This window comes from Algoriphagus sp., assembly GCF_013373065.1.
Taxonomy (GTDB): domain Bacteria; phylum Bacteroidota; class Bacteroidia; order Cytophagales; family Cyclobacteriaceae; genus Algoriphagus.
In genome coordinates, this window is the sequence record NZ_JABXIN010000008.1 from 68,054 (window position 1) to 82,862 (window position 14,809).

General features: G+C 40.5%; 9 protein-coding genes. 7 read left to right on the forward strand and 2 right to left on the reverse strand.

Annotated elements, in window-relative coordinates; all coding sequences use genetic code 11:
* Positions 1-101: 101 nt before the first annotated feature.
* The 5 genes from HWE15_RS06315 to HWE15_RS06335 all read left to right on the forward strand — a co-directional run bounded on the left by HWE15_RS06315 (position 102) and on the right by HWE15_RS06335 (position 7,309).
* On the forward strand, positions 102-3,440 hold the full coding sequence (locus HWE15_RS06315; RefSeq protein ID WP_290506665.1) for a hypothetical protein: 3,339 nt from the start codon (positions 102-104) through the stop codon (positions 3,438-3,440).
* Positions 3,441-3,506: 66 nt separating this feature from the next.
* Positions 3,507-4,211 carry an SDR family oxidoreductase gene (locus HWE15_RS06320; RefSeq protein ID WP_290506666.1) on the forward strand — a complete coding sequence of 235 codons (705 nt, stop codon included), beginning with the start codon at positions 3,507-3,509 and terminating at the stop codon, positions 4,209-4,211.
* Positions 4,212-4,215: 4 nt separating this feature from the next.
* Positions 4,216-6,198, forward strand: coding sequence for a (E)-4-hydroxy-3-methylbut-2-enyl-diphosphate synthase (gene ispG / locus HWE15_RS06325; protein WP_290506667.1), 1,983 nt, complete (start codon positions 4,216-4,218; stop codon positions 6,196-6,198).
* Between the two features lie 67 nt (positions 6,199-6,265).
* Positions 6,266-6,460, forward strand: a complete 195-nt coding sequence (locus HWE15_RS06330; RefSeq protein WP_290506668.1) for a DUF6728 family protein — start codon at positions 6,266-6,268, stop codon at positions 6,458-6,460.
* Between the two features lie 99 nt (positions 6,461-6,559).
* Positions 6,560-7,309 (forward strand): NIPSNAP family protein, encoded by a 750-nt coding sequence (locus HWE15_RS06335; RefSeq protein WP_290506669.1) that lies wholly within the window; start codon positions 6,560-6,562, stop codon positions 7,307-7,309.
* Between the two features lie 89 nt (positions 7,310-7,398).
* Here the strand turns inward: HWE15_RS06335 and HWE15_RS06340 are convergent, their stop codons facing one another.
* Both HWE15_RS06340 and sucD read right to left on the reverse strand, forming a co-directional pair.
* Complete coding sequence (locus tag HWE15_RS06340) at positions 7,399-9,030, reverse strand: ABC-F family ATP-binding cassette domain-containing protein (RefSeq protein ID WP_290506670.1); 1,632 nt, start codon at positions 9,028-9,030, stop codon at positions 7,399-7,401.
* 132 nt (positions 9,031-9,162) lie between these two features.
* A complete protein-coding gene (sucD, locus tag HWE15_RS06345; RefSeq protein ID WP_290506722.1) occupies positions 9,163-10,044 on the reverse strand; it encodes a succinate--CoA ligase subunit alpha in 882 nt (293 codons plus the stop codon).
* A 114-nt stretch (positions 10,045-10,158) separates the two neighbouring features.
* On the opposite strand from sucD, the gene HWE15_RS06350 reads away from it, so the two are divergent.
* Together HWE15_RS06350 and HWE15_RS06355 are read left to right on the forward strand one after the other, a co-directional pair.
* Complete coding sequence (locus HWE15_RS06350; RefSeq protein ID WP_290506671.1) at positions 10,159-13,590, forward strand: ATP-binding protein; 3,432 nt, start codon at positions 10,159-10,161, stop codon at positions 13,588-13,590.
* A gap of 43 nt (positions 13,591-13,633) precedes the next feature.
* Positions 13,634-14,809: an ATP-binding protein gene (locus HWE15_RS06355; protein ID WP_290506672.1), complete on the forward strand. Its 1,176-nt coding sequence runs from the start codon at positions 13,634-13,636 to the stop codon at positions 14,807-14,809.

Consider the following 14,809-nt stretch of genomic DNA (forward strand, 5'->3'; position numbering starts at 1 on the left):
GTTTTTTTTTAGGCTCGATTTTTCAATTGAGTGCTCAGGAGAAATGCCAAAAATTCCCGATTGAATTACTCAGGTCCGGGGTAGTTTTAGATTCGCTTTCCGTGATCGAAGAAACGATTCGCTTTCCGGATTCTTTGGGGAATGGGTTGATTTTCTCTTTTGACTTAAATAGTAATCAGCTTCAAGTTCCTATTCCCTCCAATTTTTCAAGTGATAGCCTTACCGTTTGTTATCGTACTTTTTCCATTCGGTTTGACCGCCCAATTTCCAAGCGTACGTTATTGACCGATTATGATTCAACTGCACGGTTTTATGATAATAGAGCCGTTCAGGTGGAAACATATGATTTTCGAGAGGAATTGTTTCCTTCTACAAACTTGTATAAATCCGGTAGTTTGACTCGTGGGATATCCGTAGGAAACACACAGAACGTTTTCGTGAATTCTGCATTGAATCTTCAACTGGAAGGAGAAATTGCCGAGGATCTTCGGATTCGTGCAAGTATTACTGATCAGAACGTTCCCTTTCAGCCGGAAGGAAATACACAGCAGTTACAGGATTTTGATAATGTGCTGATCGAGTTATACAATGAAGATTTCAATCTGGCTGCAGGGGATGTGGTTTTACAGCAAAGGCAATCTGAATTTCTCCGGTATTATAAAAATGTTCAGGGACTTCAGCTTACAACACAATACCAAAAGGGAAATTGGAAGGCAATTACACAGGGATTTGCATCTGTTGCCAAAGGTAAATTCGCCTCGATTCTTGTTCCTGCTTTGGAAGGTGTTTTAGGTCCGTATCGGTTGACCGGCCCCAATAATGAAAGGTTTATTATCGTAATGGCTAACTCTGAACGGGTTTTTGTTGACGGGAAACAACTTCAGCGAGGCTTTAATGCGGATTATGTCATTGATTATAATCAGGCAGAAATCACCTTTACTCCATCCGTTTTGATTACTCAATATTCACGAATTCGGGTCGATTTTGAATATGCAGAGCGTAATTTCTCCCGTTCCATTTTGGGAGCAAATCATTTCCAAACGAATGGAAAGGCAGAAATTTATTTGAACTATTACCGTGAAAAAGATAATCGAAACCGGCCCTTGTTCCAGGAGTTTTCACAGGAAGAATTGGCTTTATTAGCTCAAGTTGGAGATCAAGTGGAGGATGCAATGATTCCGAGAATAGATAGTGTAGCCTTTGATGTGAACAAGATTTTATATGAGAAGATTGTGGAGTTGGATGGAGCAGGGAATCCTTTGACCTTCTATCGATACAGCACCAACCCTGAGTTAGCTCACTTTGAATTATCTTTTTCGCTAGTAGGAAGTGGGCAAGGAGATTATCGAAGAGTTAATCAGTTAGCAAACGGGACCGTTTTTGAATATGTTCCCCGTGTAAATGGACAACCACAAGGGGATTATTCCATATTATCGCAACTTCCAGCTCCCGATAGTCGAGGAATGCTGACAGCAGGAGCAAAAATTAATTTGAGTGAGAAAGAAAAAATCTATTCTGAAGTTGCATGGTCTTCGAGAGATCAAAACCTTTTCTCTGAATTGGATGATTCGGATAACCAAGGGCTCGGTTGGAAGCTGGGGATTAATTCTGAAAATCGAACCCTTCAGTTTTTACCTGAATATTCTCTGAAAAGCCAAGTGGAGTTTGAATACAACTCCAAGAATTTCAACTTTATTGATCGCTTTCGATACATAGAATTTGATCGGAATTGGGGAATAGATCCTGCTCAACTAGCCCGTACCACTGCAGCTGAACGGTTTCTGAAATCCAATATTTCCTTACAGAAAGACGCTCGAAACAGATTTGATTATCAATTGTATCTGAGGAATAGGGAAGAGGTTTTAAACGGTCAACAGCATACTGCAAATTGGGACCTGGAGTTGGCTAAACGTTGGAGGGTGAAAAATGAGTTCTTCTTGCTGAAGAGTAACCAAGATACTGTTCGATCTGATTGGACAAGATATTTGGGTCAAATTGCTTATCAATCCAAGATTTTTGTTCCAGGGTATCAATTTTCGTTGGATCAAAATGCAGTTCGAAATACGGAAAGCGATTCAGTAATTCGAACCGCTATGAATTTTCAGGAGCACATGCTTTTTATTCAAAATCAGGACAGTCTGAATCTGAAATTCCGTGCTGATGCAGCTTGGCGAACGGATAAGGCTCCATTTGAAGGAGATTTGCTCAATGATACAAAAGCTTTCACCGGTAATATGAGACTTCAAAAACAGTGGAAGAATCATAGTCTTCAATCGACCTTTACCTATCGTAACCTGCGCTACCTTCAGAGGGATTTGCCTGAGGAATTAACGGTCATGGGAAAGGTAGATTATTTTGGGACGCTGGGAAAAAACCTGATACGGAATGAATTAAGCTATGCTTTAGGTAATGGGCGAGAACTTCAGCGAGAGTATGTATTTTTGCCCGCACCCAATGGAGATGGGACCCACACTTGGCGTGATGATAATGAAGATGGTATTCAGCAGTTAAACGAATTTTACCTCGCAATCAATCCAGAAGAAAAGCTCTACATCAAAGTTTTTGTACCTACCGATACCTACGTTCAGGCATACACCACTATTTTGAATTACCGAATACAAGCAGGTTTTCCAAGGGAATGGCAGGAGTCTGGTGGCTTCAAAGGATTCATTTCGAAGTTTTCGAATACTTCCAGTTTGAGTGTCGAGAAAAAGGTAAGTTCCAATGATTTTTTGGATCGAATCAATCCTTTCATTGGGTCATTGGATCGGGAGGATATACTATCCCTTCGTCAAGTTTTGCGATCGAGTTTATTTTTCAATCGGGCATCCGCCAAATATGGCCTCGATTTATCCTATTTTGATTCCCAATCCAAGCAGTTGCTTGCGGGTGGGTTTGAGGATCAAATCAATCAGGAATGGAGACTTAATACTCGGTATAATATTGGTGGTACGATGACTTTACGTGCCATTGGAAATCGGGGACAAAAGCAGGCACAATCTGATTTTTTGGATAATCGAAATTATACCGTTGAGCAGTTTATGGTGGGGCCTGAGTTAGCTTGGCAACCGAACCCTTCCTTTCGATTTACAACCAATTATTCCTTTACCCAAAAAAGGAATCTTGCAAATCTCGAAGGAAATGAGAGAGCCTATCTTCATCAATCAGGCTTGGATATTCGCTTCGCGAAAGCCATTCAAACAACATTGACTGGAAATTTGAAATGGATTGAAATTGATTACAATGGAATTGTGAATTCCCCGGTAGGCTATGAAATGCTACAGGCTCTGACTCCTGGTACAAACATCACTTGGTCCATCAACTGGCTGCAAAAAATTGGGAATGGCCTTCAATTGAACTTAGTATATGAAGGACGAAATTCACAAGGACTGGACCGTATCGTCCATGTTGGAAGGATGCAGGTCTCTGCGCTCTTTTGATAAAAAAAATATAACTTTGTTTCTTATAGATAGTTGTCATACTAACTATTGAATCACGAACAAACTATGCGAAAAAGCATCCTGATCACAGGAGGTACAAAAGGAATCGGAAGAGCAATTTGTTTCCGATTTGCAGAGGAAGGATTTGACATCGCTACCTGTGCTCGGCATCAGGCGGATTTGGATAATCTCAAATCGGAATTAGAAAGTAAATTCCAAGGTATTCGAGTATTGACGGAGGTAGCTGACCTTTCAAAAAAAGAAGAGGTCCAGGAATTTGCTTTAAAAGTAAAGTCATTTGATCCCATTGACGTATTGGTGAATAATACTGGTGTATTCTTGCCAGGGGCTATTCATGATGAACCTGATGGGAATTTTGAGTTAATGATGCAAACCAACCTCTATTCGGCATATTATCTTGTTCGTGCTATTCTTCCAGAAATGATGAAACGTAAATCAGGGCATGTCTTTAGCATGGGATCTATCGCAGGAACCACAGCTTATCCTAATGGAGGGAGCTATGCGATTTCCAAATGGGCCATGTTAGGAATGACGAAATGCTTACGGGAAGAAATGAAGCCTTATGGAATTAAAGTGACTTCCGTTTTGCCGGGAGCTACCTACACCGCAAGTTGGGAAGGAGTAGATCTTCCTATCGAGCGATTTATGAAAGCTGAAGACGTTGCGGATTCGGTATGGGCAGCTTATAACCTGTCCCCATCCTCAGTTGTTGAAGAAATAACCATTAGACCCCAACTTGGAGATATTTGATCATATGGAGCCATTGATTCAATCCCCAGAAATCAACTATTGCAATAGCTTAACGCAATATAGTCGTCGGAAAACGATCCCTGTCCGAGTAGGAGATGTCACCATCGGAGGGGATAATCCCATTGTTGTTCAATCCATGACTACCGTTGACACCATGGATACCCAAGGCTCAGTGGAGCAATGTATCCGAATGATCGAAAGTGGTTGTCAACTTATTCGGATTACGGCACCCAGTATCAAAGAGGCTGAAAATCTTCAAAATATAAAAAATGAGCTCCGCAAAAGAGGTTATCAAACTCCTCTGGTAGCGGATATTCACTTCACACCAAATGCTGCGGAAATTGCTGCCCGAATCGTTGAAAAGGTGCGGATCAATCCTGGTAATTACGCAGACAAAAAGAAATTTGAGGTAATCGAGTATACAGATGCCAGTTATCAAGAGGAATTGGAGCGGATTCGTGAACGTTTTCTTCCTCTGGTGAAAATCTGTAAAGAGCATGGAACCGCGATGCGAATAGGTACCAATCACGGATCCCTTTCAGATCGGATCATGAGCCGATATGGAGATACACCGCTTGGAATGGTGGAGTCAGCTTTGGAATTTCTGAGGATTTGTGAGGAAGAGAATTATCATGACATCGTGATCTCCATGAAGTCTTCCAATACCCAAGTAATGGTTCAAGCCTACCGATTACTTGTCCAAAAATTGAATGAAGGAGGCTTCAAACCGTATCCTTTGCATTTAGGGGTGACGGAAGCAGGAGAAGCAGAAGATGGCCGGATCAAATCGGCCGTTGGAATCGGAACTTTATTAGAAGACGGCCTGGGGGATACCGTGCGGGTTTCCTTGACTGAGGACCCCGAATTTGAAGCTCCGGTCGCCAAGGCTTTGATCGATCGCTATACCCATCGGGAAAATCATCAGCCCATTTCAGCAATTACTGATTATCCCATTAATCCATTTGAACATACAAAAAGGGAGAGCAAGGAGGTCTATAATTTTGGTGGGCAGAATGTTCCCCGTGTGATTACAGATATTTCTCGAGTGGAGAATATTTCTGAAAAGGAAATGAAGGCTGTGGGCCATTTTTACCTTCCGGAATTGGATAAATGGAAAATGAATGACCTGGGATGTGATTTTGTCTACTCTGGAAAAAATCCCATTCCTTTTATGCTGCCAAATGGCATGCGGGAGATTCAGGATGTTGAGGTTTGGAAAAATACCAAAGATCAAACCAATAAGTACCCATTATTTTCCTTGATAGAATTTCATTCAGCCAGTTCTTTTCACAGTGAACTTAACTTCCTTCAAGTTTTAGATACTGAAATTGAAGCTGCTTCTAAGCTTGTAAAGGATCGTACCGATGTAGTTTTAATTTTAAATACTACAAATGCCCATGGAATGCCGGCTTTGAGGAGGGCTTTTGTAAGCTTGATTCAGGAAAATAATTCGATCCCAGTTGTGGTGAAGGTGAGTTACCCTGATCAATCTTCAGATCAGACGATGCTTTATGCTGCTACGGATGTAGGAGGCCTGCTTGTCGATGGACTTGGAGATGGGATTATGATTTCTTTGGAAAAAGAAGGGGGGCATACTCGAGAGGAGGTCTTAGATCAAATCAAATTACACAATAATGTATCATTTGGTGTCTTGCAAGCCGCTCGTACCCGCATGTCCAAAACCGAATATATTTCTTGTCCATCCTGTGGAAGAACCTTATTTGATTTGCAAGAAACCACAGCTATGATTCGAAAGCGAACGGATCATTTGAAGGGAGTCAAAATTGGGATCATGGGCTGTATTGTAAATGGTCCTGGTGAAATGGCGGATGCGGATTATGGATATGTGGGATCCGGAAAAGGAAAAATTACCCTCTACAAAGGAAAAGAAGTCATTAAACGTTCTGTGCCTTCAGAAAAGGCGGTAGATGAATTGATCGAGATCATCCGGGCAGATGGGATGTGGACAGAGCCGGAAATCATATAAGGTAGATTTTCAAGAAAAATAAACTTATCTATCAACTTAGCTGTTGGTGGAGAAAAGCGAGAAAAAAATGGCGGAGAAAAATAAAGTCAAGGAGTTTTTCAAATTGGGGGAAGTAGGCAACTATTTCATCCGAGTATTTCAAAAACCAGATCCCAATAAGAAAACAAACTTCAATCTTCGGATGATGCATGGGATCAATAAGATCTCGATCATTATGTTTCTATTTGCGATCATTGTTTGGACTATCAAGCGATTGATGTAAGACAAAAAAAAAAGGATTTGAAGGGCTATCGAAAAAAACGATAGCCTTTTTTGTTGAAATGAAGTATTTTGATGATTCAACCAAACCCTTCACCCCATTATGAAAACTTTATTTGGTAGTATATTTCTGTTGTTCTTCTCCTTTACCCTTTGGGCGCAACAGCAGCCTTTGAAGAATTCAAATTACTATGAGCTCCGGATTTACACAGCCCATCCCGGTAAATTACAAGACTTGGTCAGTCGGTTTGAAAATCATACAAGGTTTCTTTTTGAAAAAGCCGGAATGGAAAATATCGCCTATTTTCTTCCAACTGATCCCAATGAAAATAAATTGTACTACATCCTAGGCTATCCTGATGTTCCTTCTCGGGATCAAATGTGGCAGAAGTTTTTGAACGATCCTGATTGGAAAAAGGCTTATGAAGAATCGAGAAAAAATGGTCCTTTGGTTCAATCTATTCAGGAAATATATATGGTTCCTGCTCCGGGATTAAATGAAAAAGCCATTTCGGGTACTTCTGGAATTTTTCAATTGCGAACATATACCTGTTTTGATAATAAGTTGCCTGACCTTGAAAAGCGATTCAGAGATCATACACAAGATTTGTTTGCCAAGCAGGGCTTGATCAATTATCCATACTTCCAAACTGTCGAAAAAGATGGAAGTCAACCCAAATTGGTTTACTTGCTAGGTCATGCAGATCGTGCCCAATTCGATCAAGCTTTTGAAAACTTCCGAAATGACCCTGAATGGATAAAGGCCAGAGATGAGTCTGAGGCCAATGGAAAAATCGTAGAAAAAGTAGATGCAGTGTTTCTAAAGACTTTGCCTTTCTCTCCGATAAAGTAAAGAATGTAAGAGGTTAGAGGTAAGTAGTAAGTTGTTTTGATATCAACTTACTACTTACAAATTTTTCTGTTTACAACTTACGTAAAGAGCTATTTCTCAACCTCTTTCAAATTCTCAATCTTTTTGTTTCTTAGGAATCCGTTGATATCCTCAAAGTGTTCTTTTACTCGTTTGTTGCCAAATTCAAAAACCTTGGTCACCAAACCATCTAAAAAGTCCCTGTCGTGAGAAACCACGATCAATGTGCCGTCAAAAGCTTTCAAGGCATCCTTGATGATATCTTTGGTTTTCATGTCCAGATGGTTGGTCGGCTCATCTAAAATCAGGAGGTTTACTGGTTCCAATAATAATTTGATCATTGCCAAACGGGTTTTTTCACCTCCCGAAAGAACTTTCACTTTTTTGTTGATATCGTCACCTTTAAACATAAAGGCTCCCAAGATATCCTTGATCTTAGTTCGGATTTCACCCACTGCGATATGGTCAATGGTTTCAAAAATTGTCAAACCTTCATCCAAAAGCGAAGCTTGATTTTGGGCGAAATAGCCGACCATGGCATTGTGTCCCAATTCACACTTTCCTTCAAAGTCGATCTCTCCCATGATGGCTTTGATCATGGTGGATTTACCTTCTCCGTTTTTACCGACAAAAGCTACCTTTTGTCCTCGCTCTAGCCGCAAACTAGCGTTTCTGAAGACTACGTGATCGCCATAGTTTTTGCTCATATCTTCTACCACCACAGGATAGTTTCCTGAGCGTGGAGAGGGTGGGAACCGAAGTTTAAGGGCTGAAGTGTCCACTTCATCCACTTCAATGATTTCCAACTTTTCCAGCATTTTTACTCTAGACTGCACCTGGAGCGTTTTGGAATAGGTTCCTTTAAATCGCTCAATAAATTCAGTAGTCTCTGCAATGAATTTTTGCTGTTCTTCGTACTGTTTTTGTTGCTGCTCTCTACGTTCCTTTCGAAGCTCGAGGTAGTGAGAATATTTCGCCTTGTAGTCGTAAATCCTTCCCATAGTCACCTCGATAGTTCGGGTGGTGATATTGTCAACAAAAGCGCGGTCGTGGGAAATTACCACAACAGCTTTGGCCTTATTCATGAGGAATTCCTCAAGCCATTGGATAGACTCGATATCCAAGTGGTTGGTAGGTTCATCCAATAAGATCAAATCAGGCTCTTTCAGAAGAATCTTAGCCAGTTCAATTCGCATTCTCCAGCCACCGGAAAATTCTGAAGTCGGTCGATTAAGGTCTTCCCTGGTGAAACCAAGTCCCAACAATACCTTTTCTACTTCTGCCTCATAGTTGACTTCTTCAATCGCATAGAATTTTTCACTCAGTTCGGAAACTTTTTCAATGAGTTTGAAATATTCTTCAGACTCGTAATCTGTCCGCCTAGTCAACTCTTCATTGATTTGATCTATTTCGGACTTCATGTTGAGGTAGTCTGCAAATGCTTTTGAAGTTTCCTCTGCAACCGTGCACTCGTCCGAAATAAGGAGATGCTGAGGAAGGTAAGCAACGACAAAGTCCTTTGGGTAAGAGACTGAACCGGAACTGGGCTTATTTACTCCAGCTATGATTTTCAGTAAAGTGGATTTTCCAGCGCCATTTTTACCCATGAGGGCGATTTTATCAGTTGGATTGATGGCAAAGGAAACATTGCTGAAAAGGGTATTGCCGCTGTGAATGACGGCTACATTATCGACAGAAAGCATGATCTAAATTTTCGAAGCACAAAGGTAGATGGATCTCTTTGATTAAGTGCATGGGGTAATAAAAAACCGCTTCGAAATCAATCGAAGCGGTTTCCGAAATTCTTATCCGATATCAGACATCGGAAAGCTTAATTATGCATCTACGCCCAAGGCTTTTGCCATGGTCTCGCCAATCTCAGCAGGAGATTCTGCGACATGGATGCCATTTTCTCTCATAATTCTCATTTTGGCAGCAGCTGTATCATCAGCTCCACCGATAATCGCTCCAGCATGTCCCATTCTTCTTCCTGGAGGTGCTGTCTGTCCTGCGATGAATCCTACAACAGGTTTTTTGTTACCTGTCTCACGAATCCAACGTGCAGCTTCGGCTTCGTAGTTACCACCGATTTCACCGATCATGACGATGGCATCAGTTTCTGGATCGTTCATAAGCATTTCTACGGCTTGCTTGGTAGAAGTTCCAATGATTGGATCTCCTCCGATACCAATAGCAGTAGATACACCAAGACCAGCTTTTGCTACTTGATCAGCAGCTTCGTAAGTCAAGGTTCCAGATTTGGATACGATACCGATTCTACCTTTTTTGAAAACAAAGCCAGGCATGATACCTACCTTAGCTTCTCCTGGAGTGATTACGCCAGGGCAGTTAGGTCCGATTAGCACTGCGCCACGCTCTTTGATGTAAGGCTTAGCTCTCATCATATCTGCAACTGGAATACCCTCGGTGATCGCGATTATCACTTTGATGCCTGCGTCAGCGGCTTCCATGATTGCGTCAGCAGCAAATGCTGGCGGAACAAAGATGATGGAAGTGTCTGCACCAGTCTTTTCCACAGCTTCTTCTACAGAATTAAAGACAGGCTTGCCCAAATGCATCGTGCCTCCTTTGCCAGGAGTAACACCACCCACAACCTGGGTCCCGTATTCGATCATTTGCTGGGCGTGAAAAGAACCTTCAGAGCCGGTGAATCCTTGAACGATCACCTTGGAATTTTTATTGACTAGTACACTCATGCTTCGTTTGTTAAAGTTTCGCACAAAAATAAAAGAAAGCGTCCGCTGACAAAAGAAAAGCAAAACAATATCCATGTAATTCTGCATTTCCGATCTTTTTATAACTTGTGAATAATGAATCGCTTCCTCTTTTTGGGTTTATGGCTTGGCTTTCTCTTCGTTGGAGGAAACCTGTCTGGTCAAACCTTTAAGTTTGATTTGAATCCCAAAGGGGTCAATCTGCCTGTTCAAAATATTTTTCAAATCGAACAGGATACGTTGGGAAGGATCTGGTTTTCTACATCTAGGGGAGTTTTTTATTCGGATGGGATCCAAACTTATTCCATTCCTGATTCACTTCGATCAGAGTTTGATTATCAGATATCCATTCACAGGGATGAAGATGGTGCGATTTGGCTTTACAATGACCGGGGGGAATTTAAGTTTTATAAAGGAGGATATGGTGATTGGGAGGAAGTTCGATTTCAAGGATTAGAGGATGCCGGACTTTTGGGTTTCATTAAATTCTTTACCAAAGGGGAAGATTCTAAAAAGGAGTATTTGATTGATGTGCCGGATTACCTTTTTCATTTTCAAGGCACTGGCGAAGCAAGAAGGTATTATAAAGAGCCATTCAAAAATGTTGTACTAACCCATTGGGGAGGTGATAAGGACCAATCCATATTTTATTTTATGGGGTTTGGGCCCTATGTTTTCAAGGATAAATGGGAACCAGTCTCCTTAGATGGGATTTCCTTACCTTCTCCTCCTTTGATGGTTAAAAAATGCCTTGAAACAGGGGAGTTTTATTTTTTGGGGAAAGGATACTTGGCAAAAGGATCTTCACCAACAAATCCTCAAGTAATCTTAGATCAAGATTTTAATCAAAATTACCCTTCCTACAACAATCTCTTGGGGATGGAATTCTCCAAAGGAAGTGTGTTTTACTTTTTTAATTCAGGGCTGAGGAAATTAAAATTTGGTACCAGACGACCATTATTGATTGATTCAGAGGATATTTTTAGAGTTTTCATGTTGCAAGACTTTATGATTGATCAAGAAGGATTGCTTTGGTTAGTGAGTAGCAGGGGGCTCGCTAATATCAATAATTTGGCTTTTCAAAATTATTCCCGCTTGCAATCAGGCTTGCTTTCTGATGAAGTGACTGCTATTACCCTCTTACCCTCAGGAGAATATTTGCTTGGATTCAATAATGGAATTCAAAAAATATCAAGAACTGGTATAAAAACCCTCTATGAATACCCATCCTCAGGGGTTGCTCCTACTAGTCGAATAGTGAATTTTTCCACAGCAGTAAATGGGGGAGTTTGGTTTTCCGCCTCCTTTAATGGAGTAGGGAGGCTGGATTTGCAAACTGACCGAATTGAGATTTTCTCTCCTCCTGAGGAGGAAAACATCGCATCTGTTCAAGTTGCAGGGGATAGTTTGATTATTACAAGTTCTAGAAATCTCTATTTAGCATCGATTCATGATCGGGGACAAGAGCTGTATAAAAATGGGATCCAAGATAAATTAGAAGAAGTATTCGAGGGGAATTTTTATCATCTACGAAAAGCTGGGAAACTTTCAGATGGCAGGATGATGGTCATGCGTGCCAGTCGGTTAGAAAATCCAAGGCCTTTGATCCAATTGCCAGGAATATTAATTGCCGAAGGGTATGATTATCTAGAGACAGAACAGGGGCTGTTACTTGGAACAGAAGGTGGCGTAAAACAAATTTCGGGTAATGAAGTGGAGCCTTATTTTCCGGTTGGTAAACCAATCAATAATCCCGTTTTTTCCATTTTAGAAGATAGCCAAGGGGCAAAATGGTTTGGGACCGATGATGGCGTCTTTAAATACACCGGAGATTCCTTACTTCATTTTAATGATAAATCTGGCTTGCCCAATAATGAAACGAATAGGGGAGCTTTAATCGAAGGAAATGAAAATCGAATTTTAATTGGTACAGTTGAAGGGTTGACGATTTACTTCCAAGATGAAAAATTCATTTCTAAAGGAATACCTCGACTTAATCTCAATTCAGTCAAACTTGGAGGTGATGAAATACTTGGGGGATCCAAAGTCGAGACCTCCTATACTGATAATACGCTTGAAATTGATTTTTCAGCAATTGCATTCAATCGCGAGAAGGAGTTGTGGGTTCAATATCGCCTTATAGGTTTGGAAGAAGATTGGGAGCTGCTGAAGGATCCCAAGTCGAATCGGATTTTTTACCCAAATATCCCTCCTGGAAATTATCAATTCGAAATTAAAGCTTCATTTGAAGGAGAACGTAATTCTCCGACTTTTCAAACAGCAACTTTCGAAGTTCTTCAGCCATTTTATCTTCGGTTTTGGTTTATTCTGCTGCTTGCTTTATTCCTGATTGGTTTAGGTGTTTTGATCCAGTCTTTTTATTCACAACTTCGAAAATTGGGGATCCTAAGAACGGTAGTTGATCGGAAAGACCAGGAAAAGGCAAGAGCTGAAGAACAATTTAAAAATGTTTGGGATAGCTCAAAAGACGCTTTATTGCTTACAATTGATGGAGAAAAAATAATTGCAGTGAATCCTGTATTTACTCATTGGTTACTTCGAGAGGAAGAGCAATTGAAAGGGTCGAATCTATCGGAAGTCCTCAGCGATAATTCCTTTTGTGAAGTATATGCGGCTAAATTGAAAGCCTTGCCCCAAGAAGGAGAAACCTTCGAAAAGGAGGTTTTTTGGCCAATCGGTAAAATGGAGATGGAGATTTATCTCAAACAAATCCCTTCTAAATTAGAAAGTGGCCAACTTTTACTAACTGTTTTTCGGGATGTCACTGCTGAGAAAGAGATTGAGAAAAAACTTCGCGAGGCCAAAGAAAAAGCCGAAGAAGCTAATCGTTTTAAAACCAGTCTTTTGTCCAATGTTAGCCATGAGATCCGAACTCCCTTAAATGTGATTTTAGGAGGAACTGAACATGTGATGATGACACGGCAGAATGATCCCAAGCTGCTCGCTGAATTGGATATCATCCTTCAAAGTGGAGAGCGGTTATTGACTACCATCACCTCTATTTTGGATATGGCAAAGATTGAGGCAAAGAAGATGAAGGTCATCAAAACGGATACAGCGATAAATGCCTTTATCGAAAAGGTCATTCCTCCTCTCCATTCCTTAGCCTCAAAAAAGGGCTTAAAGATTACCACCAAATTCTTGAAAAATGATATCAATGGGCCTTTAGATCAGCGTTTTACGGAAATAATTCTCAATAATCTTATTGGAAATGCCATCAAATATTCTGACCAAGGAGAAATCACGGTCACAGTTTCGGAGAATGAGGGGAATTTGATTTTGGAAGTTGCTGACCGAGGTGTGGGGATTTCTGAAGAGTTTTTGCCAAAAGTATTTCAACCATTCGAACAAGAAAGTACGGGAAATCAGCGACAATTTGAAGGAACGGGTTTGGGAATGACTATCACAAAAAATTTGGTAAAAATTTTGGGAGGTAAAATTCAAATTCAAAGTAAAAAAGGAGAAGGTACCATTGCTAATGTTGAAATTCCATTAACCGAATCATAATTTTTGTATTTTCCCGTTTAGATTCATTTTGACTTAATCTTACATGTTTAGCCTCAAAATCCTCATCGTAGAAGATGACTCTGTTTCTGCCTTGCTACTGCAGCGAGCTTTAGAAAAAAATAATCACGAAATCATTGGGATTGCCGATACGGGTGAAAAGGCATTGGATATTCTGGAAGAGCAGCAGGCAGATATTGTGATGATGGATATCAATTTGGCGGGAGACTTGGATGGAATCAAGACTACTGAAATCATTAATGAAAAATATGACATTCCGGTAGTTTACCTAAGTGCAAGTTCAGATGCTGAGACCCTCAATAAAGTAGTCGGAACCAATCCTAGTGCCTATGTAATTAAGCCTTTTAATATCCGTGAACTCAATATGGTGATTGAGTTGGCGATTTTTAAAGACCGAAAGGAAAAAGAACTTCAAAAACTCAATAATGAGCTGGAAGAGAAAGTACGAATTCGAACTGCAGAGCTTTATGAAGCCAACAAAGAACTTACCAAAGCACTGGAGAAGGAAAGAGAAATCAATGAGCTTAAATCCCGTATTGTTTTGAATGTATCTCATGGATTCAAAACACCTTTAACCTCCATTCTGAGTTCAGCTCAATTGCTTCAGATGTATGCTGAAAAAGACCATCCTTTTAAGCCTAAAATTACCAAGCATGCTTTTAAAATCGAGAATTCTGTACGGGCTTTGAATAATCTTTTGACCAGTGTGTTGTTTTTTGGCAAAGCTGATGCAAATCAGATGGAATTCAAGCCTAAAAAAATGTTCTTAGGGGCTTTTGTGAAGGAACTGTTGGATACTGTGAAAGCAGGAATCGAAAATGGGGTGAAAGTCACAACCAATTTGGGAAAGCTGCCAAAGACAATTACCTCCGACTCAGAATTGTTATACCAAGTCTTTGAGAATTTGCTTTCTAATGCCATCAAATATTCCAAAGAAAATGGGAATGTGATTTTTACCCTCGATTTCGAAGATGGAATGTTAAAAGGGAAGGTTGAGGATTTTGGAATAGGAATCCATAAATCCGAACAAAGTCAGCTTTTTGATCGTTTTTTTCGAGCAAAGAATGTTGGAATAGTGGAGGGATCAGGTCTCGGGCTTTCCATCGTCAAAAAGTGTTTGGAAGTAATGGGTGGGGATATCACTTTTACAAGCGAAGTAGGTAAAGGTACCACCTTTGAGGTTTCCATTCCTGTAAAATAA

Bases quoted from the DNA above. Each gene is read 5' to 3' on its own strand.
- HWE15_RS06320 (WP_290506666.1), top strand. From the start codon at position 3,507: ATGCGAAAAAGCATCCTGATCACAGGAGGTACAAAAGGAATCGGAAGA.
- ispG (WP_290506667.1), top strand. From the start codon at position 4,216: ATGGAGCCATTGATTCAATCCCCAGAAATCAACTATTGCAATAGCTTA.
- HWE15_RS06330 (WP_290506668.1), top strand. From the start codon at position 6,266: ATGGCGGAGAAAAATAAAGTCAAGGAGTTTTTCAAATTGGGGGAAGTA.
- HWE15_RS06335 (WP_290506669.1), top strand. From the start codon at position 6,560: ATGAAAACTTTATTTGGTAGTATATTTCTGTTGTTCTTCTCCTTTACC.
- HWE15_RS06340 (WP_290506670.1), bottom strand. From the start codon at position 9,030: ATGCTTTCTGTCGATAATGTAGCCGTCATTCACAGCGGCAATACCCTT.
- sucD (WP_290506722.1), bottom strand. From the start codon at position 10,044: ATGAGTGTACTAGTCAATAAAAATTCCAAGGTGATCGTTCAAGGATTC.
- HWE15_RS06350 (WP_290506671.1), top strand. From the start codon at position 10,159: ATGAATCGCTTCCTCTTTTTGGGTTTATGGCTTGGCTTTCTCTTCGTT.
- HWE15_RS06355 (WP_290506672.1), top strand. From the start codon at position 13,634: ATGTTTAGCCTCAAAATCCTCATCGTAGAAGATGACTCTGTTTCTGCC.